This is a genomic window from Sorangium sp. So ce296 (assembly GCF_051529605.1).
In the GTDB taxonomy this organism is placed as follows: Bacteria; Myxococcota_A; Polyangia; order Polyangiales; family Polyangiaceae; genus Sorangium; species Sorangium cellulosum_D.
On the sequence record NZ_CP150325.1, the window covers coordinates 3,921,185 to 3,946,095 of the forward strand.

The following is a 24,911-nucleotide window of genomic DNA, read 5'->3' on the forward strand; positions in this document are numbered from 1 at the left end:
CGCGCCGGGGTGCGCGCCGGGCGACGAGCGCGCCAGCAGCGCTAGAATTGTCCCTGGCTATCGGAGACGGGTATTCCGAGGGAGATTGCGGCGACAGGTGCTCGGTACGGAGTCGATGGGGGGCCACCGTCGGTCGCGGATCTCGCTCCTGGAGGGATGGATGCTGTTCACGAGGTGGACTGGGTCGGCCGCGGCGCTCGCGGCCGTGGCGCTCCTTGCGTGCGGGGAGGGAGGCCCGAGCGACAGCAGCGGCGGGGCCGGGTCGGGCGGGGGCGGGTCGGGCTCCGTGTCGAGCGCGACGACGGCGGGCACCGGCGGGGCCGCGAGCGCAGGCGGCGGCGACGGGGGCGCGGGCGCAAGCGACGCGGGCGGCGGCGGCGCGGGCGGCGCGGGCGGCGCCGGCGGCGCGGGCGCGGCAGGCGGCGGCGGCGACGGCGACGCCGTGTGCGGCGACGGGGCGGTGGCCGGCGCCGAGGGGTGCGACGACGGCAACACCGCGGCGGGGGACGGCTGCGGCGAGGGCTGCGCCATCGAGGCCGGGTACACCTGCGCCGGCGCTCCGAGCATCTGCTCGACGATGTGCGGCGACGGCCTCCTGCGCGGCGCCGAGACCTGCGACGACGGCGACCTCGCGAGCGAGGACGGCTGCAACGGGGTCTGCGTGATCGAGGCGGGCTACAGGTGCGTCGGCGAGCCGAGCGTCTGCGGCCCGCTCTGCGGCGACGGCCTGCTCATCGGCACCGAGGCGTGCGACGACGGCAACACGGTCGGGGCGGACGGCTGCAGCCCGGATTGCGAGGTCACGCTCGGCTACACGTGCAGCGGCGAGCCCAGCGCGTGCGTCTCCGTGTGCGGCGACGGCATCCATACCGCGCGCGAGGCGTGCGACGACGGCAACACCGTCGACGGCGACGGCTGCAGCAGCGCCTGCGAGGTCGAGCCCGCGTGGACGGCGGCGCCGTTGCGCCGCCGCTGATCCCGCTCAGGGAGTCCTAGTCTTCAGGCTGTCGATCGCGTGGACGGGCGCCAGGTCGCCGGCCATGAGGTGGGCGATCGCGCTGTAGACCAGCCGCTGGCTCTCCAGCATGCTCTTGCCGGCGAACACCGGCGAGGTCACGACGAGGTTGAAGTGCCCTCCGCCGCCGGTCACCTCGGCGGTGGAGCCTTCGATCTTCTCTTCGATGGCCCGCTTCAAGGCGTCGGGGATCGACCCCTGAAACGTCGTCAGGTGGGTGGGCATGGGCCCTTCTATAGGCCATCGACCCGCCGCGGGGAAGCCGGAGCGCGGCGCCGCGGCGGGCCGCGCCCCGGCCGAGATCAGGCGCTCGCGGTCGCGCGGGCCAGCTCGATCAGCCCGGCCGCGCCCATGCCGCCGCCGATGCACATCGTGACGATGGCGTACCGGCCGCCGCGCCGGCGGAGCTCGTGGAGGGCGGTCGCGGTCAGCTTCGCGCCGGTGCACCCGAGCGGGTGGCCGAGCGCGATCGCGCCGCCGTTCACGTTGAGCTTCTCCTCGGGGATCTCGAGCGACCGCTGCACGTAAACGGCCTGCGACGCGAACGCCTCGTTGACCTCGAAGAGGTCGATGTCGGCCATCTTCAACCCGGTCCTCGCGAGCAGCTTCCGCACCGCGGGCACCGGGCCGATCCCCATGATGGCGGGGTCGACGCCGACGGTCACGAACGACCGGAAGTACCCGAGCGGCTTCACGCCGAGCGCGTCCGCCTTCGCCTTGCTCATCACGAGCGCGGCGGCGGCGCCGTCCGACAGCGGCGAGCTGTTGCCCGCGGTGACGCTCCCCTTCGCCGCGAACGACGGCTTCAGCCCCGCGAGCGCCTCCGCCGTGGTCTCCTTGCGGATCAGCTCGTCGGCGCGGAAGTCGAAGGTCACGCGCTTGCCGTTCTCGTAGCGCACGCCCTTCACGGTCACGATCTCGTCCTCGAAGCGCCCGGCCTCGCGCGCCGCGGCCGCCTTCTGGTGGCTCTTCAGCGCGAACGCGTCCTGGTCGGCGCGGCTCACCTGGAACCGGCTCGCCACGTTCTCCGCGGTGATGCCCATCGGCGTGTACACCGTCGGACAGCGCTCCATCACCTCCGGCGACGCGCTCAGCTTGTTGCCGGTCATCGGCACCATGGTCATCGACTCGACGCCGCCGGCGACGGCGACGTCGAGCGACCCCATCGCGATGCTGCCCGCCGCGATCGCGATCGCCTGGAGACCGCTCGAGCAGAAGCGGTTGATGGTGATCGCGGACGACTCCTGCGGCAGCCCGCCGAGGAGCGAGACCGGGCGCGCCACGTTGAGCCCCTGCTCGCCCTCCGGCATGGCGCAGCCGAGGACGAGGTCCTCGACGTCCTCCGGCTTCACCTGGGGGACGCGCTTGAGCAGCGCGGCGACGACCTCGCCGGCGAGCTCGTCGGGGCGCTTCTGCGCGAGCGACCCTTTGTGGGCCCGGCCAACGGCCGAGCGGACGGCCTCTGCAATTACGACGTCGACCATGGCGTTCACCTAGTTCCGGAGGGGCTTGTTGTTCATCAGCATGTACTGCATCCGCTCAGCGCTCTTGGGCTCGCCGCACAGGCTGACGAACGCCTCGCGCTCGAGCTCGAGGATCTCCTCCTCGGTCACCTCGCGCGCCGCGCCGCCGGCGCCGCCGCAGAGCACCTCGGCGAGCTTGCGCGCGATCTTCGCGTCGTGCTCGCTGGCGTGGCCGCCGGCGACGAGCGTGTCGATCATCATCTGCAGCGTCGCGATCCCGCTCTCGCCCGGGAGCTTGTAGGCGCGCGGCACGGGCGCGTGGTACCCGGCCTCGGCCAGGCCCACGGCGCGCGCCTTCGCCTCGTAAAGCTGGCGCGCCCGGTCGAACGACACGCCGTCGGTCTTGCGGAAGAACCCGAGCGCCTTCGCCTCGTCCGCGCTGGTCGCGACCTTGGCGAGGGCGATGTTCTTGAAGACCTGCGTCACGAGGTCGTACGAGTTCACCGGCACGCCCTCCGGGATCCCCTCGAACGCGCGCCAGAGCATGTTCAGCGTCCCCGCGCCGCCCGGGATCAGCCCGACGCCGACCTCGACGAGCCCCGCGTACGTCTCGGCCGCGGCCTGCACCGCGTCGCACGCGAAGCAGAGCTCGAGCCCGCCGCCCAGGGTCATCCCGTAGGGCGCGGCCACGACCGGGACGCTCGCGTACTTCAGCCGCTGCGTCGCGTCCTGGTAGCCCTTCACCATCTTGCGGATCGCCTCCCAGTCCTTGTTGCCCGCGGCCATCACCACGAGGAACAGGTTGGCGCCGACGCAGAAGTGCTCGCCCTGGTTGAAGACCACGAGCGCGCGGAAGTCCTGCTCGGCCTTCTCGGCGGCGAGCGAGAGCATCCCGATCGAGTCCGGATCGAGGCTGTTCGCCTTGGTCTTGAAGGTGACGCCGAGCACGCCGTCGCCGAGGTCCCACGCCTCGGCGCCGTCGTTGGCGAGCACGGGCTTCACGCCGCGGCGCGCGCCGGCGAGCGTGACGTTCCGCGGATCGACCTCGCGGGCGACATACTCTCCCTTGAGCAGGTCGAACACCGCGCCGTCCTGCCGGTAGAACGAGGTCGCGCCGCTCTGCTTCATGCGGAGGATCGACTCGGGCAGCTTGATGCCGTCCTTCTGCATGCGCTCGACGGTCTCGGCGAAGCCGAGCGCGTCCCAGGTCTGGAACGGCCCGAGCTCCCAGTTGTACCCCCAGCGCATGGCGTCATCGATGGCGACGATGCTGTCGGCGATCTCGCCCACGCGGCGCGCCGTGTACGCGAGCGAGCGGGAGAGCACCTTCCAGGCGAACTGCCCTGCCTTGCCGGGGTCGTTCGCGAGCTTCTTCACGCGCGCGGCGGGGTCCTCGATCTTCTCGCAGGACTTCGTGGCCTTCTTGATCGCCTCGTCGCCGCCGTGCGGGCGGTACTGGAGCTTTCCGGGGTCGAGCGTCTCGAGCCCCTCCTTGGCCTTGCGGTAGAAGCCGCCCTTGGTCTTGTCGCCGAGGAGCTTCGCCTCGATCATGCTGCGGATGTAGGCGGGCACCTTGAAGACCTCGCGGTCCTCGTCGCGCTCGAGCGCCGTGTAGCAGTTGTCGGCGACGTGGGCGAAGGTGTCGAGGCCGACGATATCGCCGGTCCTGAAGCTCGCGCTCTTCGGGTGCGCCATGGCGACGCCGGTGATGGCGTCGACGTCCTCGGGCGCGAGGCCCTCCTCGATCATGAGGTGGATGGCGGTGAGCATCGCGTGGGTGCCGATGCGGTTGCCGACGAAGTTCGGGGTGTCCTTGCCGAAGACGATGCCCTTGCCGAGCACGTCCTCGCCGAACTTGCGCACGCGGGCGACGACGGCCGGGTCGGTGTCGGGGCCGGCGACGAGCTCGAGGAGCTTCATGTACCGGACCGGGTTGAAGAAGTGCATGACGAGGAATCGCTTGCGGAAGTCCTCGGAGCGCCCCTGCATCATCTCCTCGATGCGCAGCCCGGAGGTGTTCGAGGCCGCGATCGCGTCCTTCCGCATGACCTGCTCGAGGCGCGCGAAGAGGGCGCGCTTCGGCTCCATCTTCTCGATGATCGCCTCGATAACGAGGTCGCATTGGGCGAGCTCGGCGAAGTGATCTTCGGTGTTGCCGGTGCGCACGAGGCGGGCGTGGGAGGGGTGGAAGAACGCGGCGGGCCTGGCCTTGAGGGCCTTCTCGAGCCCGCCTGCGGCGAACCGGCTCCTCGCGGCCGGGTCCTTCCGCTCGGCGTCGGTGAGGTTCGGGGGCACGATATCGAGGAGCAGGACCTCGATGCCGGCGTTGGCGAAGTGGGCGGCGATGCCGCTGCCCATGACGCCCGCGCCGATGACGCCCGCGCGGCGGATTGGTTTCGTCATGCAGATCCTCCGGGATGATGAATATGGGGCGCGAACCATTGGCGCAAAGGGCGCCGGGCGCAAGCGTATCCGGGGTGGACGGCCGCGGGGGTGAGCGAGCGAGGACGCGCGTCGTCGGCGCGGAGTTCGGCGAAGAACGGCCGGTCGAGGTGGGAGGCCGCACGCTTCAGCGCGGGTGTGCGACACCGGACGACGGCTGCCATGGGGGGCGGCGCACAGGAGCGGACACGACAGCGTACTTTGGACTACCGAGACGCCGCGGCTTCCATCGATTGACCGTCCCAGGTGTGGCGGACACCGGACCGGGGCGTCTGCCGTGTGCGGGCGAGCGTGCTCAGGCGGTGGCGGGCGCGCCTGGCGGGCGCGTCAGGCGGGTGCGCCGCGTTCCGTTCTCGGCGTCTCAGTGCCAGGCCTGGGCGGACTGCACGGGCCGTCCGGTGCGGTCGTGCTCGGCGAGGAGGCGCTTCGACATGTCGACGCACACGGTGCAGGAAGCGAAGCGCGAGCGGTGCTGGCACTGGAGCCATGTCGCCGTCCCCTGCGCCCCGAACTCCACCGCATCGAGGTGTTTGCCGCAGGCGACGCAGTGGATGTGCTGGTGGTCGTGCTGCTGCTGCTGGGCCGGGCGCGGCGGCGCGAGCGCCTTCCGCTCGCGCTTGGTCAGTCGCTTCTCTCGCTTCATGATCTCCTCGATGACGGGGGTGGCCGCACGGCATCGTGCTGGCGCGGAGCAAGCTAACACGCGCCGCTGGGCGAGGGGCCCGGCGGGCTGCGTGGCGGCGGAGAGGCGGCGGTACCGGACGGGCCCCGCGCGGCGTCCACCGCGGGCGGCACGGTCCACGTCTGCAGGTGCAACTTGACGTCAGTCGCATTCTGTGCATGTGGCGACCGCGAAACCCTCTGCGTGGACGCCGCCGACGCGGGCACGTCGAGCACGTCCGCGTCGGTCGCGCTCGTCGGCGTGCGCGTCGGGTCGGGGCGCCCGCGGACTCGGCCTGCGGGCTGCTTGATGCCCACCGCCCCCCATGAGATCGCTCGCGCATGGGTCGCTTCCTCGAGACGTTAGCGGTCGCTGCAGTCGTCGTGTTCGCCCTCAGCTGCTCGATCGTGGATCCCGGCGATCGCGAAGAGCTGAGACGCCGGATCGCGATGCTGCCGCCCGACACGCTATCGACCTGGGAGAAGTGGAACATGAACGCCAATGCGGTGAAATGGCTGCGGATGTACAAGGACCCGAACGATCAGGTGGGCAAGCTCCAGTGCCGGTTGAAGGCCGGCGGCACGTGGAGCGGCTGGAACGACCAGGAGCCGACGTACACCGTCGCTGACTTGCTCGACTGCCTCCTCTCAGGAGGAGATATCCCCGTGACCTACACGATGTGTGCCGACCTATTTCAAGGCGTGGGCGATGCGGCCATGAAGAGCAAGATCTTACACGAGCAGCAGGTGCCCGGCGTGACGCACGTCGAGTGCAGGTTCGTGTGGGACTTCCGCTATGAGCCGGAGAAGGTGCCGTCCAACCTGACGAACCCTAGATCGATCACGCTCGACGACCTGATCGATTGGCTGATCTCGCTCCCCGCGCCGCCTCCGGGATGGGCTTTCCCTCAGCTCGTCCCGCTCCTCTGCCCGCTCGGCGCGGGGCCAGACTGGGGGTGCCCACCTCGGCCGACGGACCTTCCGGGCGAGCAACCGACCGACCCGACAGGCGGTGAACCAGGGGATCATCCGTGAAGCTCAGAACGTCGCGTTTGAAGTACCTCATGCGGCGCATCGACGTCGAGGCGGGCACGGCGAGTTGCCTATTTGCGCCCCAGGATACCTTTAGCCGGAACATGGACCTCGAAACGCTGGGCAGGCTGTGCGCCGAAGCATGGCACGATGACCTGCCCGAGGCGGACCGCGCGTGGGCCGAGGCGCACCGCGAGAAGTTCGGGAGGTGGGTCGACGATTCGCGGCCCGAGGCCATCCGCCCGAGGGTGGACGCGGGCTCTCTCCAGAGCCTCCCGGGCAGGTTCGACAAGGAGCCCGCTCCGCCGTGGCCGATGCTGCTCGAAGCCGTCAAGAGCGCGTTCTTTACCTTCGTCGTGGACTTCGGGCAGACGGTCGCGGGCGAGGGCGAGGGTGCGACGGACGCTCCGGCCGCGCGCCTCCACCGGACGTCCCTCTGGCGGGCGCTGACGGCCGACGACGCCCCGGAGGTGGACCGGCCCTCGGCGCTCCGCGCCTTTCAGAGGGGGTTTCGACGCGGGCGCCGCGGGCTCCCGAGCTCCATGACGAGGCCCATCGGCCCGAGGCTGGAGCCTGCGCGGTTCTGGCCGGTGAATACGCTGCTCCATCTCCCCGGGCCGAGCGCGGCGCGCAACCGAGCCCTCTGGGACGCGTCGAGTCACTGCACGGATACCAAGGAGTATCGGGCGCTCCAGCAGGAGCTGCGCGATCTCTATGCGAGCGCCTGGCGAGACGACGTGCCGGAGGAGGACCGCGAATGGGCCGAGTCCTATCGCCACGCGTGCATGAACGAGGTCAACGGCCGCCGGCGAAGCGCCCTGTCCCAGAGCGCCTATGAAGGCTATCTCCAGAGCAGCGACGGGCTCTTCAACGGAGAGCCCGCTCGGCCGTGGCCGAGCCTCACCGGCCTCGCCTCGGACCCATGGCGTGCTCTCGTCGATGCCGTCGAGGACGCGCCCGAAGGCGAGAGCGAGCTTGCGACGGCCGAGGCGGCAGCGCGCGAATTCTGGGACTCGCTCTACCGGGAGGCCCCGCCGTGGGACAGCGACCCGGCGAAGATGCACTGGCTCGCGGCCGTTCGCGCCGCGCGACGCAAGGCGCTGGCCGACGATGTTCCGCCGGACAAGGGGTCATGACGCGCGCGCTTCATGCTCTGCGCGATGGCGGGATGCCCCCGCACGACATCGTGCGGGCCGGGTCAAGCCATCACGCGGCGGTTCCGGCCGGCTGCGCGGGCGCGCGGCGACGCCGCGCTGACGAGGACGGACTGCGCGGCGTCGTCAGCAGACGGGAGCGCCGTGTGGGCGTGTGGAACTTGACTTCCTTCCGGGGTTGTGCGTACCAGGCCTGGGCGGGGCGCAGCCGTGCGTCCGTTGCTTGTGCGGCGGCGCTCGATCTGGTCATCGCGCCTCTCGGCGCCGGTCGATCCGTCCTCTCGGCGCGCTTGAGCGCGAGCTTTGGACGACGGAGGTTCATACCTTGCGCAGGAACGTTTGTCGGGTCATTCCGCTGGGGCTAGGGCTCGCGCTCTTCACGCTTGGGTCTGGGGCGGCGGCCGAGCGTCCTTCGGAGACGAGCGCGCGCCTCATGGCGCAGGCGAACGCCGCGGTCGACGAGGGTCGGCTCGCCGACGCGCGCGACCTGTGGATGGCGGTGTGGAAGGTCGATCGCTCCCAGGTTGCTGCGTGCAACCTCGGCGCGCTGTCGTACCGGCTCGGCGAGGCGCCGGCCGCGGTGCGCTGGCTGTCGCTGTGCAAGGAGCTCATGCGCGCGCCCAGGACCCCTCGCGAGCGCGAGCTCTACGAGTCGCGGCTCGCCGATCTCGCGCGCGCGCGCCAGCTCGTCGGCGAGCTCCGCGTCGTCGCGCCCGTGGGGGCGGCGGTCACGATCGACGGCGAGCCTGTCGATCTCGAGAGCGGCGTGCCCGTCCCGGTCCTCCCTGGGCGCCACGTGGTGCGGGCGTCGTCGAACGGCAGGACGGCGGTGGCGGAGGTCGAGGTGGCGCGCGGCAGGACGCGGGAGGTGACGCTCGCGTTCGCGTCGCCGTCCGGGGAGGCGAGCGCCGCGGGCGCGGCGGGCGCCGCGGATGGGACTGGCGCCGCGGATGGGACTGGCGCCGCGGGCGGCCCCGACGCGGCGCGCGAGCCGGGCGGCCCGCGGCCGATCCCCTCGCCTCCCCGACCCGGGCCGCGGCCGGACGTGATCGTCGGCGGTGTGGGCCTGTCCGCAACGCTCGTGGCGCTCGGAGGTGTGATGATGATGGCCACGGAGAAGAAGGCGGCGGCAGGCCGGGCTGCGGCCCGCTCTGCGGGCCCGAGCGGTTGTTTCCGGTTGACCTGGCCGATGTGCCGCGACTCGGCCTCGGCCTACGACGACATGCGCACCTTCCGGACCGTCGGCATCGCCGCGTTCGCCGCGGGAGGCGCGGTCCTGGGGGCCACGCTCACCTACGCCCTGGTTCCGCGCGGGCAGGCCGAGCTCGAGGTGTCGGCCGGGGGCTTCGCGGTGACGAGCGTCTTCTGATGTGCGGCCCGCCATCGGCCCCGCCGTGAGGGGGCGCCCGCGGCGGAGCGGCGGTGCTGGCGAAAACTTGCGTGACGAACGCGCACCCAGCGCGGCATAGTCCGGGGGTCGAACAACCTGGCCAACGACACCTCGGCGGATTGGGGCCGCCGGGGTGTCCGCGACTCAGCCTCGTGCCGGAGGACTGGACGCATGACGCGCGCCACACATTGCCTTATCGCATCATTTTTTCTCAGCGGTTCGAGCCTGTTCTTCGCCTGCGGCGGGCCTTACCAGGGTGCCACCTGCGAGGTCACCGACGACTGCCACTCGGAGCACCAGAACGTGCCGGGCACGATCTGCGTCGATGGGCAGTGCGAGTGCTGGGAGCCTGGCAAGGTGGTCTGCTGCGCGCGCGGCGAGCGGGAGCCCGGGTGCATCCTCGAGTGCCGTTCGTGCGACGCGTGCGGGGAGGACAAGCCGGCGGAGTGCGAGGGGGTGCCCGAGCCGCCCGGGGGTTGCGAGAGCGACGCCGAGTGCCCGGGACCGCCGGACGCGCGGTGCGGCGCGGGGCGGTGCGTGGATGGCGCGTGCGAGGTCGAGATCGCGGTGGGCCCGCTGGCCTCGCAGATCCGCGGCGACTGCAAGCAGGACGAGTGCACGAAGGACGGCCGCGTGGTCAGCGTGGCGGCGTACGACGTGTACAACGACGGGAACGAGTGCACGAACGACCTCTGCGATTTCGACACGCCGGTCAACGCGCAGCTCACCGGCGTGCTCTGCCCGGTCTCGGGGGCGGGGCGGTGTCACGAGGCGCGGTGCGTGGAATGCGTTGCGACCGATCCGACGATGCCGTGCCCGAATGGGCTGGCGTGCGATGGCTCGCTGTGCGTTCGTGATCACTGCATGAACGATCGACACGACCCGGGCCTCGGGGAGACGGATTACAACTGCGGCGGCCCGTGCAAGCCGTGCCCGATGGGGTTCGACTGCGAGACGGGAGACGACTGCCTCGAAGGCGTGTGCGACTCCGGCATTTGCCGGGCGCCCACGTGCACCGACGGCGTGAAGAACGGCACCGAGACGGGCGTCGACTGCGGCGCGCCGTGCCCGCGCTGCGCGCCGGAGGGCGGGTGCAAGACCGGCGCGGACTGCACGAGCGGCGTGTGCTGGGCCGGCGCGTGCGCGGCGCCGACGTGCACCGACGGCGTGAAGAACGGCGGCGAGCGCGGCGTCGATTGCGGTGGGGAGTGCGACGCGACGTGCGCACCGTGAGAGGACGCCACGCGTCTCCTGCCGCCAAGAATGGCAAAAGCGCAGCGACTGGCGCATGTCATGCCGAATGTCCCGCCCGTGTACTGCCGAGCCCGCAGGCACGAAGCAGCGGCTGACCGTGAGAAATCCCGGCACGAAATGCGCGCTGCGCCTCTCGATCAGGACATCAGGCCGAGCGCGGAGAGAGCATCGGCCCAGAGCGGCCAGAGCGTGCGGTAGAAATGGGTCGCGATCATCACGCCGCCGCTCGGGAGGCGGCGAAGGGTGAACGGGGCGTGGTCGGCGAGGAAGTAGACGTGCTCGCCCGTCATCTCGACGTACCACAGAGGTGGCCCTTTGAGGCTCTCGGGGAGCTGCTCGCCGCGCGCCTTGGCCTGCACCGTCAGGTTGTGGATCTCCTCGGCGCGCGGCTCCGCGGCGCGCCACGCCTCGTCGGGCACATCCGCGGCGGCCATGAGCGCCTCGAGCAGCGCGGAGCCCGGCAGGGCGAGGGCCTTGAGGACGGTCTCGCGGGTGAGCGGGATCGAGCGCCCGCTCTTGTCCGTCGGAACCACGCGCGCCCCGGCCGGCGCGGCTTCCACCCGCGCGCGGAGCGCCTCCATCGACAGGCCCGCGATCCGCGGGACGCTTTCGCCGTCGTGGAGGCTGACCCACGACAGGGCGAGATCGCGTGCGATGTCGCGGGCGTTCGCGTGGTACGTCGCGCACATCGAGACCGGCGCGAGCCAGGTCCAGGCGGTCGTGCAGCCGCCGGTCGAGACGCGCCCGCTCGCGTCGGGCGCGCAGAGGCGAAGCAGGAAGTCCTCGATGTCGGTCACGACCTTGTGCCATGCCAGCACGGCCTCGGCCCCGACCGACGACGCGCCGCTGCCCAGGTCGAGGATCATGTACATGGGGGCGAACTGCTGGAGATGATCAGGGTGCAGGTGGAGGGGACCCCACGACGTGGAGCGTTCGCTCCTGTCGGTGAAGCAGCGAAGCGTGCAACGGACGAGCTTTCGCGAGCTCGAGATCGAGTGGAGGCCGACCTCCGCATCGGCGCGTCGGAAGTGGGCGCGGATCGTCGCGACCGCCTCGTCGACAGGAGCCTCGTGGGGCTCCGGGCCAGGGTACAGACGAACGGCGACCGTGTGCGGAGGGTCGTCGGCGAGCGCCGACAGCGCCGCGCCGAGCGCGTCGACCCGCGCGGCCTCGTCGCACCAGGCATAGAAGTAAGGTCCTGCTCCCATCTCTCGACGTTCCTTGTCAGCACATCAGGCCGAGCGCGTCGAGCGCGCCGGCCCAGAGCGGCCAGAGCGAGCAGTACGGGTGGGTCGCCAGCACCACGCCGCCGCTCGCGAGGCGGCGCACGAGAAACGGCGGGTGCTTTTTCAGGAAGCGGAAGTGACGGTACGTGTCTGTGTCGACCGGCCAGGTCGGTGGACCGTCCCCGGCCTCCGCGAGCCGTCGTGTCCACTCCAGGATCTCGGCGGCGCGTGGCGCGGCCGCGCGCCACGCGTCGTCGGGCCTCGCCGAGGCTTCCAGCGCGTCGAGCAGCGCCGAGGGCGGCGCGGCCAGCGCCTTGAGGACGGTCTCGCGGGAGAGCGACCACCCCCGCGCGCAGACCCCTCTCCGGGCGAGGCGCGACAGGCTCGAGGCGATGGCGACCCGCGCCCCGCGCGGCGCGGCTTCCACCCGCGCGCGGAGCAGGTCGAGCGGGATGCCCGCGATGCGCGACATCGCGTCCTGGTCGTGCAGGTGCACCCACGACACGGCGAGGTCGCGCGCGATCTCCCGGGCGTCGGCGTTGTACGTCGCGCACGTGGTGACCGGCGCGTGCCAGAACCACGCGTTCGTGCAGCCGCCGGTCCGGACGCGCCCGCTCCCGTCCGGCTCGCAGAGCCGGAGCAGGAAATCCTCGAGGTCGATCTGCAGGATGTGCCAGGCCAGCTCGGCCTCGACCTCGAAGGAGCGCGGTCCCCTGCCCCAGGGGAGCTCGGTGATGAAGCCGAAAAAGTGCATGGCGTTGTCCGGGTACATCTCGAGGGGGCCTTGTGGCTCGTGGGGGCCGCACAGCGACCAGCGGCGCTCATACGCTTCTGTAAAACACTTCAGGCCGACAAGGATGCTGCGCATCGCAAGGGCGTCGGGGCCGCGCTGGCCCGGAAGGGCGAAGCGCCGGGAGGTGGGGAGCACCGTGCTGCACCCGACGTCAGCAACGCCCTCGTAGGGGTAGTGGGCGCGGACCATGGCGATGGCCTCCTCCGTGGAGCTCACGTCGCGTTCCACGTCGCACTCCATCCGCGCGTGCAGATAGCCCCCTGGCAGCGCGAGCGCCGACAGCGCCGCCGCGAGCGCGTCAACCCGCGACGCCTCGTCGCACCAGGCGTAGAAGCGAGGACCGGGATCGCTCATAGCCGGACCACCTTGATGAACCTGTTGAAGCCGTTCAAGGTCGCCCTCTTATCCTTGTCCTTGTCGAAGAGGTAGCCGTCCTTGACGGTGTACTTTCTGCCGCTGAACTTTCCGCCCTGCTCCATGAGGAGCTCGACCTCCTCCTCGACATGTCCCACGAGCCCCCTCTGCCGTACCCCCTCCATCCCGCTCGACAACTGCTTGATCACCTCGTCGCCGTCGACGTTCATGCCGCCTTTCGCCTCGCTCAGGATGAGCTTGTTCTGCGCCGACACCGTCACGAAGTCCGGTGCCTTTAGGTTGGCGCGCGCACCGTCCGATAAATCACGCCAGAGCACCATGCGCACGCCGTCGTCGCCCACCCCGAGGAGCCCCCGCCCCTTGCGGATCAGGAACTTCGTCGCCGCCTTCTCGAACGGGTTGAAACTCGTCGTCGCCACCGCGCCGCGCAGCCCCTTGTACCCGTGCTGCAGGCTTGCGCGGAAGCCCTTGCCGAAGACGTCATCGAGGTCCGCCACCTTCTCGGCGACCACTGCCGCGTCGAGGCTGATGCCGGCGCGCTGAACGCCGCGCCAGAACGGCCCGATGGCGGCGGCAGCTACACCCAGCCCCGAGAAGATCCGCTCCTCGTCGCTGAGCTCTCGCCCCGCCGGCAGGCACCACTCCTTGCCCGTCACAGCCTCGCACAGGTCGAGCGCCGGCCCTACCACCGGCACGAACCCCACCCCGATGCGGGTCGTCGCGTGCACCAGCGTCTGCATCATCTCGCCGTACACCTCGAAGCCCTCGCCGATCGTCGACATCGCCCCCGCGAACGCGCTGATCGTCTGGTAGAGCTGCGTCTGCTCCAGGTCGAGCCCGTCCCCCGTCCACTGGTTCAGGCTGTCCTTCATCTGGTCCGCCAGCGCATCGAACCGCGGCTTGAGGACGGTGTCCACCTGCGCCCGCAGGTCCGGCGGGACGGGCGTGTCGATGAACCAGTCCGACGCATCCATGAACCGCCGCACGACCCCGCTGATCCGGTTCTGCGCCTTCAGGAACGCGTTCGTCTCCGCCAGCGACACCCCCATCCGGTCGCGCAGCGCGATCTCCAGCGCCGCGCTGTTCTCTCGCCACGCCCGCACGTTCGCCACGAAGTCCGCCCGCGCGACCACGACCCCGCCGCTCACGTCTGCCTCCAGCGCCGCGAGCACCGCGTCCGCGTATGCCGCGTACGGGTCCCTCCCCTCGTCGAACGCCTCGTCCACGTCCGCGATGTCCGGCACCTCCACCCACGGCACCTCGCTCTCCCCGAGCGCGTAGTTCCACGGGTCGTCCGGGTCCCACCCCTCGGCGCGCGCGTCCTGCGTCGCCAGGTCCGCCACCTCGTCCGCCTGCGCGCCGAACTCGTCGAGCAGCCGCGCGAGCTCGCTCTCCAGGTCGGTGACGCTCTTCTTCAGGTCGTCGACGAGCTGCTCCATCGCCGCCCGCGTCTCCGCGTCGACCACATCCTTGTACCGGTCGAGGATCGCGTCGAGGTCGGTCCGCGAGATCTCGTCCAGCGGCCGGCTCACCAGGTCGTGCAGCTCCGTGTCGAGCTGCCGCAAGAGGTCCATCCGCGCCCGGAGGTCCGCGACCCTCGCGGCGTTGCGGAGGAGCTCGGTCATCAGCCGGGCGATCCTGACCTCCAGCTCCGCGATGTCGCGCGCCAGCGCCGGGTTGATCTCCGCGAGGCTCAGGTCGACCGCGGTGCTGCCCTCGAACCCGGTCCCATCGCGGCGGATGTCGAAGAGCGGCTTGTTCAGGCCGAGCGGCTCCGAGACGAGGTGCACCACCTCGTGCGCATGGGTACACCAGTTGCCGCCGTTCGTGGTGTGGACCCCGAAGTGGAAGTCGTTCCTTCCCATGCGGAGCAGCACCGAGTCGAACTCCGCTTCGCGCGTGTTGCTCTGGGAGCCGTCGCCGTGGCTCTGCAGCGCGCCCGGGACCCCGTAGGTGGGCAGCGGCGTCTGGTTCACCTCGAAGATGGCGGTGCCCTCCGTCTCTAGCTCAGGGATCCCGCACGACTCGACGTTGTGGTGGCTCCTCCAGAGCACGGTGTATGGCGTGCCGGCCCGCGCGAACGACGGCGCCAGCACCGCCAGCATCGTGACCAGCGCGACGAGCTTCTGCAGCACCGCGGCGCCCGAGCGGCGCAGCGCGAACTCCTCCGACCAGCTCATGTCCCCTCCGCGCCGCGCACGGCGGCGTCATACGCGATCGCCGCGCCCTTCACATCGCCCGCGTCGAGCCTCGCCTGCACCGCATCGAGCGCCGCCGCGACCATCCCCTTCTCCCGCAGCGCCGCGAGGCCCGCTGCGATCTTCCGCGGCAGGCCCGTCCTGAGCTCCGCTTCCGCGGCGTCGAACCGCCCGCGGAGCGCCGCGCACCCAGCCTCGCGCCACGACGCCCCTGCTGTCTCGCAGAGCGGCCGCATCTGCACGAGCGCCACGAGCACCCCGCACCGCTCGGCGAGCAGCGGCAGCCCGAGCTTCTCGCTGACCGGCGGCGCCGCCGACAGCGCCTCCACCCGCGCGCGCGCCCCCTCGCCGAACACCTCCGACGCCCTCTCGAGCCGCGAGCGCGCGACCCTCTCGCGCGCCCCCTCGTCCGCCTTCAGGATTTCGAGCGCCTGCCGGCGCAGCGCGATGCCGCCGATCAGCGCCGTCGCCGTCGCGTCGCTCCGGGCGACGCGCCGCTGCGCGTAGCCAAGCATCGCGCTCAGCGAGCGCAGCGCCCCCGAGGTCATGTCCGGCACCACCGCGCCGTGCGTCGCAAGCACCTCCTTGTGCGGCGTGATCGCCTCCTCGAACGACACCGCGAGCGCCTGGAGCTCCGCCGACAGCGTCATGATCTCCTCGGCCAGCTCGTTCGGCGCCCGGCTCGCCTCGCGCGCCGCCGCGAGCACCGCCTGCTCCGCGCCGTCGAGGCCGTCGATGCTCGACCGCGACGCCTGCTCCGAGAGCGCCGCGTACGCCGCCGTCTCCGCCGCCTCGGTCGCGCGGTACGCGGCGAACCGCGCCGCGACACCCGCATACCGGGATTGCAGCGGCGCGGCGTCGCTGCGCGCCTGCTCGAAGACCCCCTGCACGACCGCCATCTCCTGCTTGTCCGCGGCGAGCGCGGCCACGACCGGCTCCTCCTCGGCGCTCGCCTTGTCGGTCATGGCCTGCCGGAAGTTGTCGGCCGCGCGGACCGGCTCCTCCTCCAAGATCGCCTCCTGGCGCTGCCTGGACTTCAAGAGCAGCCCGAGGAGCCTGCCGTGCAGGGTCGCCCGGAGCGACTCGGCGTTCTTCTGCTCGTCGCGCACATAGGCCACCGCCCGATCGATGTTGTCGAACCAGGCCCGGAGCGCCGCCGCGTCCGCGGCGAGATCGTCGAGCATCGCGCCGCTCGGCTCGACCGCCCACATCTGGATCGGCAGCTCGCCGTCCGCCTCGGCCTCGCTCCACGCGCTGCCCGGGCCCTCGCTCGCGTCCACGCAGTGCTCGATCACGCTGGTGTTCGATTGCGCGCAGAACCGGCCGGGCGCGTGCTCCTCGCGCCCCCACAAGCACCCTGACCCCACCGCGCCGAGCGCCAGGGCGGCCACGGCCGCCACGAGGATCGCCTTTCGCCTCGCGTTCCTTCTCATGCTCATTGCCTCCACCCCTCAATTTTTCTCGCCCGCGCACGCTCGCCCGCCCATTCTCCGGCGGCAAGCGCCACAGCCGGAGCGATAGGACATTGCTCAGCCGAGGAGCGCGTCGGAGCGCGCGCGAAACTCCGTCCCGTCCGTCTTCAGCGCACGCACCATCGCCCCCGGATGGCCGAGGGCTGGAGGGCCCCGCCGCGAGCGCAAGAATCCAGCGGCCGAAAGAGCAAGAATCCAGCGGCCGGAGCTCAAGAATCCTCTTCTCATCCCCGAAACTCCCATTGTAGCTTCCGCTCTCATTGCCGCCGTCCGGATCTCCCGGCCGGCAGGGGAGGAAATATTTATGGAGTATTCGGATGCGGTCCTCGAGGCCACGCCGGAGCGCGCGACAAAGCTCCTGATGGGGATAGGCGCCGTCGCCGCGATTCGCACGTTGATGGCCGGGGCGGGGATGACCGATGACGATATCCTGGAGGGCCGAACGCTCCTCCTCGATGTCCTCGCCGCGCCCCGCAGGGCTGGCGCGTCGGCCGACACCGACGATGCCAGGGCGCAGCGCGCCGCGACGGGGGAGCTCGATCAGTGGGACGAGCCCAATTACGCCCGTTATGGCGCCGCGCTCCGCCGGCGTTTCCCCGACGTGCACGATTACGTGTTCAAGGACCTCGCGCCCTCCACCGGCACCGCCTCCGTCCGGGGAGTGGCCACCTTCCTCGCGCGGCTCGACGTCCTCGAGAATGGCGCCGATCCGGACCGCGCAGGGTCGAAGCAGAGCGATAAAAAGGCCGTCGCATTCCTCGCCACCCGCGGCCTCGACAAGGCCGAGCGCAAGCGCCTCAAGGGCCTCGTCGACGTGGCGCTCGGCCCGACATCGCCTCTGCCCGAGCAAACCGAGCTCCCGGAGGCCGCCCGCCGGCGCGAGGCGCTCGTCAAGCTGCGCGGCTGGTTCGACGAGTGGTCGACAACGGCCCGCGCCGTGATCAAGAAGCGCAGCTATCTCATCCGCCTCGGCCTCGCGAGCCGCAAGGCGCCCCGGCGCAAGCCCACGACCACGCCGGCCAAGCCCGTCGCCCCCCCGCCCACGCCGGCAGCGTCGGACGAAGAGACCGGCGACGCCGACGTCGAGTAATCCATCGCACAAATCAGAGTTTTCGGAGCGCGCCGGAAGCTTCCCACGCGCGCCCGAGACCTTCGCGCGCGCTCCGGAAGCTTCGCGCGCGGTCCTGAAGCCTTCCCGCGCGCTCCGGAGCACGAAGTTTCGCGCACTTAGCGGCGTCCGCCGCGTCCCCGGCGCCGTCCGGCACTCGCCGGGCGACGAATTTCTCGGGAATTTCGACCCTCCGCCCCGCGCGCGAAGCTTCCGGAGCGCGCGCGAAGGTCTCGGGCGCGCGCGCGAAGCTTCCGGGCCGCGCGGGAAACCCTCCGGACCGCGCGGGAAGCCTCCATGCCGGCGCCGAGCACCTTCGCGGACGTCCCGCAATCCCTCCGGCGCGCGTCCTCTGCCTCCACACGCGCATCTGGCCTTCCCACGGCAGGGCGGTAGGCCCTCGGGGCGGGCAGCTCGTCGAGGCCTATCGCCCCGCCGACTCGAACCTCGGCGCCGCCTCGAACGTCTCCGCGAGCGTCCGCCGGTACTCGTCCGCGATCTGCACCAGCCCGTCGATGAGCAGCGCCACCTCGTGATCCGCGAACCCCTCCAGCGCCGCCACGCACGACACCGCCACCTCGTCCCCCGTGATCGACACGCGGAACTCCCCCGTCGTCTGGTCGTTCATCGTGAGCAAGAACCGGTAGAACGGCTCGTGGTTCGCCGCCGGCACGCCCACCACCGGCGCGCGCAGCGTCAAGAGGCGCCCCGCCTCGTCGAGCTCGATGTCCACCTGCGTCGCCGTCTCCGCCGCCGGGAACGGCCGCTGCGCGATGCGCCACGCCCGCGGCCCGACCCGCGCCCGGTTCGCGATGATCCCGAGCGACGACAGGCCCTGCCGGATCATCCGCTCGACGCCCGCGCGCGCCGGAGACGGCGCGAACGCGTGCGGCAACAGCCGACCGCAGCCCAGGCACCGGTCGCTCTCGATGTCGAACGGCTCCTCGCACGCCGGACAGCGGTACACCGGCGCCCGGTCCCGGAGCTCGCCGAGCGGCCGATCCACGAGCGCGAGCAGCGGCTGGAACGCGCCCGCCGGGAGCACCGCGCTGTGGCCCGCCAGCTCCCCGGCGACGCCCGGCAGCGCGGCGACCACCCCGATCGCGCGCCCCTCCGGATCGAGCACCGGCGCGCCGAGCGGCGCCGTCACGTCGAGCTCGAACCCAGGCAGCTGCCCGTCGACCTTGCGCGCCACGTGGCTGACCCGCGCGACCGCGAGCCGCAGGCTCTGCCCCGGCAGGCAGCTCAGCACCGCGGCGCGCTCGCCGAGCCGCGGCTCCGCCGGCGCGCGCACCGCGAGCGCCGCGACGCCCGGCGGCTCGACCGGCGCGACGAGCGCGACGTCCCGGCCCACGTCGGCCGCGACCACGCGACCCGCCATGCTCCGCCCGTCCTCGAACGTCAGCGCCACCTCCGTCGGGTAGCCGAGCCCGCGCCGGCTCGTCACCACCACGCCGTTGCCGAGCGCCACCCAGCCGGTCGTGACCAGCGCGCCGGCGCGGATCGCCACCACCGAGCGGCGCGCGCGGGCGACGCGCTCGTGGAGCAGGGCCAGATCGCCGTCGCCGTGCGCCGCGAGCTGCGACGTCATTGGGCGACGATCCTCGAGAGCGCCGTCATCAGCAGATCGATCGTGCCCGGCTTGGCGCCGTCGCGCTGCGCGTACGCGACGATGTCGCGCAGCCGCTGCTCCGTCTTGGCCGGCAGCTTCGTGCGCACGAGCAGCTCCGACAGCGCGCCGATCGCGAGGAAGTGGCGGAGCACCGGATCGGCCGGCGCGCGCTCGATCTCGCGCAGGTAACGGCCGAGGTGCTCGCGCGCGAGCGCCGCCGTGGTGAGCGGATCGATGTGGAGCGGCTTCTCCTCGGGCACCTGCCCGCGCAGCGTCACGAGCCGCTCCATCGCGAGGAACGCCGGCTCGGCGACCCCCGCGGCGTTGCCGCGGCGCGCGCCGCCCTCGGCCTGGGCGAGCTCGCGGGTCGCCGCCGCCGTGCAGCGGTAGAGGTGCGCCACCGCGTCGGGCATCGCCTCGCCGTGCTCGTAGATCGCGCGGAACACGGTGCACCGGATGAGGAGCACCATGACGCCCGGCCGCTCCTGGAAGCTGAGCGCCGCGCCGAGCACCTGCGCGTCCCGGAGCAGCTGGCAGAACCGATCGGCCGGCGTGTTCGCCCCCTCGGAGCGCGCGGCGCCGTTCTGGCGCGACGGCGGATCGATCTCGACCTCCGGCAGCGCGGGCGGGCGCACCGACACCGGCGTCGACGCCGGCGTCACCACGGCGGCCATGCCGGAGGAGGTCGAGCGGCGGAAGGGCACGGTGCGCGCGCTGCGGCGATCGCTGGCCTGCGCCGGCGCGTCCGCGGCCGGCGCGGGCTCGCCCGACAGCGGCGTCGCCGTCGCCGCGCCCGCCGGCGCCGGCTTCGCGGCGGAGGCCTCGGGCCCCGGCATCGCCATGCTGCTGATCGCCTTGGACGCGACGCCGCCGTCGTGGGCCGGCGGCAGGATGCCGGCCTTGGGCGTGGGCGCGCCGCCGTTCCTGCCTGACGTGACGCCTGACGTGCCGCCCGAAGCGGCGCCCATCGACACCGGCAACGGCGTGGACGCGAGCGAGGGGGACAGGATGTCGGGGATCGCGTCCGCGTCGCGGATCGGGCGCGCGACCGACTCGGGCAGGCGCGGCAGCGGGGGCGCCGCCCACGCGGAGAGCTCCTCGGCCGGCAGCCGCACCGCCGAGACCGGCGTCGGCGGCCCGGCGGCCCGCACCGACGGCGCGCCCTGCGCGCGGCCGGGCGCCGGCGGGATGGAGAAGCTCTTGAGCGGCCGGGCGCGGCCGGCCGACGCCCAGGTCAGGCTCGCCCGCTGCTCCTCCGAGAACGGCGGCCGCGCGTCGAACCAGGCGCCGAGCGTCGCCGCGAGCCGCTGCGCCGCCTCGCCGCTGTCGCGCAGCGCCCGGCGCAGCGCCTCCGGCGCGAGGGCGGCGACGCGGCCGACGCGGCGGAGCAGCAAGAGATCGTCCCGCAGGCAGAGCCGGAACGGCTCGGCGCCGCCCGAGAGCTCCAGCGCCGCCCGCAAGAGCGGCACCCGCTGCCGCTCGGCGACGCGCACGACCGGCACGTCGATCGACACCCGCTCGTTCGCCGCGTCGAGCGCGACGAAGAGCGTCGCCGCCCCGAGCGGAACGAGCCAGCCCACGCCGTCCTGCAGCGTGGTCGCCTGGACGGCGGTCCCGGCCTCGGCCGAGGCGCAGTGGGCCACGAAGCGCACCGGATCCCGCGTGCGCCACGCGTCGATCGAGCTGCCGTCCCAGTCGCCGTCCGCGGGCGGCGGCTTGCGCGAGAGCGAGAGCGCCGGCGCGCGGTCGACCCCGCACGCCTCGCACCGCGGCCCGCGCAGCGGGAAACCGCACGCCGCGCAGAAGTCGGAGGCCGGGCTCGACGGGACCGCCACGCCGACAGCATACCTCAGCGCAAGGCCGAGGTGGCACCGGGGTTTGCTCTCACAGGAACGGATTCAGGTGGAGCGCAACCTTGGCCTCCCGCAGGTTGTGCTGGACCCTGCGGATGAAGTGGACGAGCAGGTAGGCCCAGACGGAGAACGTGACGACGCTGATGACGAGCTGGACCGTCTTGCTGACGCCGATCACCATCCAGAGCGCCGTCAGGAGGAACGCCACGAACGAGAGCGGGACGAACCACTTCCAGCACAGGTTCATCATCTGGTCGATCCGGACGCGCGGCAGCGTCCAGCGGATCCAGATGACCACGAAGACGAGCGCCCAGCTCTTCAGCAGGAACAGGAAAACGCCGAGGAGCTGGAGGCCGAAGCTCCCCTCCTGCTGGGCCGGCGAGACGCCCGGGATCTGCCATCCGCCGAGGAAGAGCGCGCTCGCGATGCCGCACATCACGAAGACGTTCGCCCACTCGGCGAAGAAGAAGAAGAGGTAGCGCATCCCCGAGTACTCGGTCGAGTAGCCGGCGACGAGCTCGCTCTCCGCCTCGGGCAGGTCGAACGGCGCGCGGTTGCCCTCCGCGAGCGCGGTCGTGAAGTAGAGGAAGAACAGCGCGAACGTGATCGGGTTGCGGAAGACGAACCAGTGCCAGGGCCAGCCGCCCACGTCGAGCACCGAGGGCCCGGCGCCGCCCTGCGCGGCGATGATGTCCTGGAGCCGCAGCGAGCCGGTCATCATCACGATGCACACGATCGCGACCGCGCCGGGGATCTCGTAGCTGATGATCTGCGCCGCCGAGCGGATGCCGCCGAGGAGCGACCACTTGTTGTTCGACGCCCAGCCGCCGGTCATCAGGCCGATCGTGACGAGCGACGTCACGGCGATGACGAAGAGGATGCCGATGTCGAGGTCGGCCGCGATGAGGTACTGCCCGAACGGCATGACCACGAACGTGGCCGACACGCCGACGAAGACGAGGTAGGGCGCGAGCCGGAAGAGCGCCCGGTCGCTCTCGGCCGGGATGACGTCCTCCTTGAGGATCGACTTGATCCCGTCGGCGATCCACACGAGGAGGCCCTGCGGCCCGGCGCGGTTCGGCCCGATGCGCGACTGCATGCGCGCCGAGACGCGGCGCTCGACCCAGGTGATGATCCCCGCGGTCGGCGCCATGAAGAGCAGGATGATCGCGGCGGCGATGCCGAGGATGATCCCGGCGCCGAGGAGATCGGTCGGGGCGCTCGCGTGGAACCCCTCGGTCGAGAGCTTGACCTCGGACGGCGCCCCGCCCCGCCGGATCCCGACCGGCGACAGCCGCTCGTGGCCGCTCGGGGCCACGTCGCCCTTCGAGAGGACCTTCACGCCCTCGAAGCTCGTGATGACGTCGCCGGCGAGGATCTGCGCGCGGCTCGCGGGGCTGCCGTCGCGCACGGAGGTCACGACGAGCCCGCCGGCGGGCGGCGACTCGGCCGCGACCTCGACACCGAAGAACGCGAGCGCGCGCGCCCCCTCCTTCTCGCGCGCCTCGATGACGGCGCGGCGCGGGGTCGGCGGGATGAAGTCGATCGTGACGCCCCGCACCGTGCCGGAGACGGGGAGCGCGCCGTGCGCGGTCGCGGGGACCTCGACGGTCACGTCCCCGTGGAAGGTCGTGTGCACCGCGTCGTCGCCGCGGCCGGCGAAGCGCGCCTGCATCCCCTCGGAGAAGACGAGCGACACCTTGTTGCTGCTGATCTGCGCGCCGTCGATCTCGATGCTCTGGCCGGTGAGCGGCGCCTGGCCCGGGCGCCGCAGCGTCCCGCGGAACGTGACGACCGCCTCCCTCGCCTGCGCGGTGGGCAGGTTGGTCCCGAGGATCTCGATGCGGTCGCCGAGGTCGACCTCGCGCGGCACGACGTCGATGACGCTGAGGAGCTCGGGCGCCGTCCTGCTCTCGGCGCAGCCGGCCCCGCCGAGGAGGGCCAGGAGGGCCAGGAGGCACGGCAGGAAGCCGAGAGAGAGAGCTCTCCAGGGTGGAGATCCGCGCATGGCGCCGCTTATAAACCGCGCCGCCCGGGCGGTCGAGATTGCGGAGATCGGCGCGCCGACGCCGCCGCGCCCGCGCCGACGCCGCCGCGCCCGCACCCGCACCCGCGCCGACGCCGCCGCGCCCGCGCCCGCACCCGCCGCTTCCGCGCCGCGCGGCCTCGCCCCGGCGCTTCCCTACCCGGGTTCCCCTGGCCGCGCGCCCCGGACGGGGAGGAAGTACCGGCTGCCGTCGAGCTCGTTCACCCCGACGTAGAGCTCCGCCTCGAACACGTCCTTGAGCCGGCGGTAGGTCATCACCTCCTCGATGGTGCCCTGCGCGACGAGCCGCCCGGCCTTGAGGAGCGCGACGCGGTCGGCGTACTGGGCGGCCGCGTTGAGGTCGTGCAGCACCGCGACGCAGGCGAGGCGCCGCTCGGCGACCTCGCGGCGCACGACCTCGTGGACCTCGATCGAGTGGCGGATGTCGAGGTGGGCCCCGGGCTCGTCGAGGATCAGCACCTGCGCCTCCTGCGCGAGCGCCCGGGCGATGGCGACCCGCTTCTGCTCGCCGCCGGAGAGCTCGGCCACCGGCCGCTCCGAGAGCTCCACGAGATCGCAGGCCTCGAGGGCGCGGGCGACCGCCTCCTCGTCGCGGCGGGAGGCGCGCATCCAGGCGCCCTGGTGGGGCGCGCGGCCCATCATGACGACCTCCCGCGCCGAGAACCCGGGCGCCGAGGCGATCCCCTGCGGCACGACCGCCACGCACCGCGCGATCGCCCGCCGGTCCATGCCGCCGAGCGGCCTGCCCAGCAGGGTCGCCCCGCCCCGCGCCGGCCGCAGGGCCCCCGAGAGGACCCGGACCAGCGTCGATTTGCCGGCGCCGTTCGGCCCGAGGACGGCGCAGAGCTCGCCCGCGCGCACCTCCAGGCTGATCCCCTCCAGCGCCAGCCTCCCTGTGGGATAGCTGGCCGCCACGTCTCGCAGCTCGATCGCCGGCTCCTGCACGTCGCCCAATTTATGAGTGATATCGAGTCATCTTTCCTTGCGCGAGCGATCTGTCGGTGGTCCAATCGACTCGAGGCGTAGAGGAGATGGAAACGGCGAAGGAGACCCTGGGAGGCGGCGAGGTACCGCGTCGCGTTATTAAGCGCTACTCCAATCGGAAGCTCTACGACACGAAGGACAGTCGTTACGTCACCCTGCAGCAGATCGGGGAGATGGTCCGGGCTGGCGAAGAGGTCCAGATCATCGACAACGCGACCAAGGAGGACAAGACCGAGGTCACGCTGGCGCTGATCATCTCGGAAGATCTCAAATCGCAGCCGCGCTCGGTACCGCTCGGCACGCTGCGGGATCTGATCCAGGAGCGCGGCGAGCGGCTGCTGTCGCAGCTGCGCGAGGGCCCGATCGGCCGGCTCATCCCCGGCGCGGTCCCCGGCGAGGGCGGGGCGGCGGTGCCCGGCGCGGCGCCGGCCCCCGCGCAGGAGCCGGCGGCGTCCGCGTCGCCGGGGTCGCAGCCGCCCCCGCCGCTCGACGCCGACAAGTCGAGCCACGCGAAGGGGCGCCTGAGCGGGATCGTCGAGAGCTCGAAGCAGACGCTCGATCAGTGGCAGCAGGCCGTCGACGAGCGCATCCGCGCCATCCTCCCGGGGCTCGGGCTGGTCCGCGATCTTCAGGCCGATGTCAAGCGCCTCTCGCAGCGCATTGACGAGCTGGAGGCGAAGCTCCAGGAACGCGCGGGTGAACGGGCCGAGGGCGCCGCTCCTCCTCAAGCTGGCTCCGCCGCGGACGAACCCGCGGGCGAGGGACCGGGGGACGAGAGCCGGCTGGAATAGCCCCGGCCGCTCCCCTGTTGCCCCCGTCGAGCCCATGCCGTT

19 protein-coding genes are annotated in these 24,911 nt (G+C 72.1%); 7 read left to right on the forward strand and 12 right to left on the reverse strand.

Annotated features, from left to right (window positions below):
• The first annotated feature begins 160 nt into the window (after positions 1-160).
• Positions 161-976 carry a DUF4215 domain-containing protein gene (locus WME98_RS14665; RefSeq protein ID WP_437951867.1) on the forward strand — a complete coding sequence of 272 codons (816 nt, stop codon included), beginning with the start codon at positions 161-163 and terminating at the stop codon, positions 974-976.
• A 6-nt stretch (positions 977-982) separates the two neighbouring features.
• Here the strand turns inward: WME98_RS14665 and WME98_RS14670 are convergent, their stop codons facing one another.
• From WME98_RS14670 to WME98_RS14685, 4 genes are all read right to left on the reverse strand, one after another.
• Complete coding sequence (locus WME98_RS14670) at positions 983-1,240, reverse strand: BolA/IbaG family iron-sulfur metabolism protein (protein WP_020740589.1); 258 nt, start codon at positions 1,238-1,240, stop codon at positions 983-985.
• 77 nt (positions 1,241-1,317) lie between these two features.
• Positions 1,318-2,499 (reverse strand): thiolase family protein, encoded by a 1,182-nt coding sequence (locus WME98_RS14675; RefSeq protein ID WP_437333855.1) that lies wholly within the window; start codon positions 2,497-2,499, stop codon positions 1,318-1,320.
• A gap of 9 nt (positions 2,500-2,508) precedes the next feature.
• Positions 2,509-4,881 carry a 3-hydroxyacyl-CoA dehydrogenase/enoyl-CoA hydratase family protein gene (locus tag WME98_RS14680; RefSeq protein WP_061629473.1) on the reverse strand — a complete coding sequence of 791 codons (2,373 nt, stop codon included), beginning with the start codon at positions 4,879-4,881 and terminating at the stop codon, positions 2,509-2,511.
• Positions 4,882-5,281: 400 nt separating this feature from the next.
• Entirely contained in the window at positions 5,282-5,563 is a 282-nt protein-coding gene (locus tag WME98_RS14685; RefSeq protein ID WP_437722860.1) for a hypothetical protein, read from the reverse strand.
• Between the two features lie 359 nt (positions 5,564-5,922).
• Between WME98_RS14685 and WME98_RS14690 the strand changes: the two genes are divergently transcribed.
• The 4 genes from WME98_RS14690 to WME98_RS14705 all read left to right on the forward strand — a co-directional run bounded on the left by WME98_RS14690 (position 5,923) and on the right by WME98_RS14705 (position 10,389).
• A complete protein-coding gene (locus tag WME98_RS14690; RefSeq protein WP_437951868.1) occupies positions 5,923-6,615 on the forward strand; it encodes a hypothetical protein in 693 nt (230 codons plus the stop codon).
• A gap of 101 nt (positions 6,616-6,716) precedes the next feature.
• On the forward strand, positions 6,717-7,748 hold the full coding sequence (locus WME98_RS14695; RefSeq protein WP_437951869.1) for a hypothetical protein: 1,032 nt from the start codon (positions 6,717-6,719) through the stop codon (positions 7,746-7,748).
• Positions 7,749-8,199: 451 nt separating this feature from the next.
• A complete protein-coding gene (locus tag WME98_RS14700) occupies positions 8,200-9,135 on the forward strand; it encodes a hypothetical protein (protein ID WP_437951870.1) in 936 nt (311 codons plus the stop codon).
• 192 nt (positions 9,136-9,327) lie between these two features.
• Positions 9,328-10,389: a hypothetical protein gene (locus tag WME98_RS14705; RefSeq protein ID WP_437951871.1), complete on the forward strand. Its 1,062-nt coding sequence runs from the start codon at positions 9,328-9,330 to the stop codon at positions 10,387-10,389.
• Between the two features lie 158 nt (positions 10,390-10,547).
• On the opposite strand, the gene WME98_RS14710 is transcribed toward WME98_RS14705, so the two are convergent.
• The 4 genes from WME98_RS14710 to WME98_RS14725 are packed head-to-tail and all read right to left on the reverse strand — an operon-like array spanning position 10,548 to position 16,435.
• On the reverse strand, positions 10,548-11,618 hold the full coding sequence (locus tag WME98_RS14710) for a hypothetical protein (RefSeq protein WP_437951872.1): 1,071 nt from the start codon (positions 11,616-11,618) through the stop codon (positions 10,548-10,550).
• A 16-nt stretch (positions 11,619-11,634) separates the two neighbouring features.
• Positions 11,635-12,783, reverse strand: coding sequence for a hypothetical protein (locus WME98_RS14715; protein ID WP_437951873.1), 1,149 nt, complete (start codon positions 12,781-12,783; stop codon positions 11,635-11,637).
• Positions 12,780-14,984 (reverse strand): hypothetical protein, encoded by a 2,205-nt coding sequence (locus tag WME98_RS14720; RefSeq protein ID WP_437951874.1) that lies wholly within the window; start codon positions 14,982-14,984, stop codon positions 12,780-12,782. The genes WME98_RS14715 and WME98_RS14720 overlap by 4 nt, the downstream gene beginning before the upstream one ends.
• On the reverse strand, positions 14,981-16,435 hold the full coding sequence (locus tag WME98_RS14725) for a hypothetical protein (protein ID WP_437951875.1): 1,455 nt from the start codon (positions 16,433-16,435) through the stop codon (positions 14,981-14,983). The genes WME98_RS14720 and WME98_RS14725 overlap by 4 nt, the downstream gene beginning before the upstream one ends.
• Before the next feature lie 343 nt (positions 16,436-16,778).
• Here WME98_RS14725 and WME98_RS14730 point away from each other — a divergent pair, with 343 nt between their 5' ends.
• Positions 16,779-17,564 carry a hypothetical protein gene (locus tag WME98_RS14730; RefSeq protein WP_437951876.1) on the forward strand — a complete coding sequence of 262 codons (786 nt, stop codon included), beginning with the start codon at positions 16,779-16,781 and terminating at the stop codon, positions 17,562-17,564.
• 442 nt (positions 17,565-18,006) lie between these two features.
• Here WME98_RS14730 and WME98_RS14735 read toward each other — a convergent pair whose 3' ends face one another.
• The 4 genes from WME98_RS14735 to WME98_RS14750 all read right to left on the reverse strand — a co-directional run bounded on the left by WME98_RS14735 (position 18,007) and on the right by WME98_RS14750 (position 24,039).
• Positions 18,007-19,173 (reverse strand): trypsin-like peptidase domain-containing protein, encoded by a 1,167-nt coding sequence (locus WME98_RS14735; protein ID WP_437951877.1) that lies wholly within the window; start codon positions 19,171-19,173, stop codon positions 18,007-18,009.
• On the reverse strand, positions 19,170-21,029 hold the full coding sequence (locus WME98_RS14740) for a hypothetical protein (protein ID WP_437951878.1): 1,860 nt from the start codon (positions 21,027-21,029) through the stop codon (positions 19,170-19,172). Before WME98_RS14740 ends, WME98_RS14735 begins: the two co-directional genes overlap by 4 nt.
• A gap of 49 nt (positions 21,030-21,078) precedes the next feature.
• The gene (gene nuoH / locus WME98_RS14745; RefSeq protein WP_061628082.1) at positions 21,079-23,055 is read right to left on the reverse strand and encodes an NADH-quinone oxidoreductase subunit NuoH; all 1,977 of its coding nucleotides are present in this window, start codon (positions 23,053-23,055) and stop codon (positions 21,079-21,081) included.
• A 174-nt stretch (positions 23,056-23,229) separates the two neighbouring features.
• On the reverse strand, positions 23,230-24,039 hold the full coding sequence (locus WME98_RS14750; protein ID WP_437333865.1) for an ABC transporter ATP-binding protein: 810 nt from the start codon (positions 24,037-24,039) through the stop codon (positions 23,230-23,232).
• A gap of 86 nt (positions 24,040-24,125) precedes the next feature.
• Between WME98_RS14750 and WME98_RS14755 the strand changes: the two genes are divergently transcribed.
• The gene (locus tag WME98_RS14755) at positions 24,126-24,869 is read left to right on the forward strand and encodes a polyhydroxyalkanoate synthesis regulator DNA-binding domain-containing protein (protein WP_437951879.1); all 744 of its coding nucleotides are present in this window, start codon (positions 24,126-24,128) and stop codon (positions 24,867-24,869) included.
• Positions 24,870-24,911 lie beyond the last annotated feature (42 nt).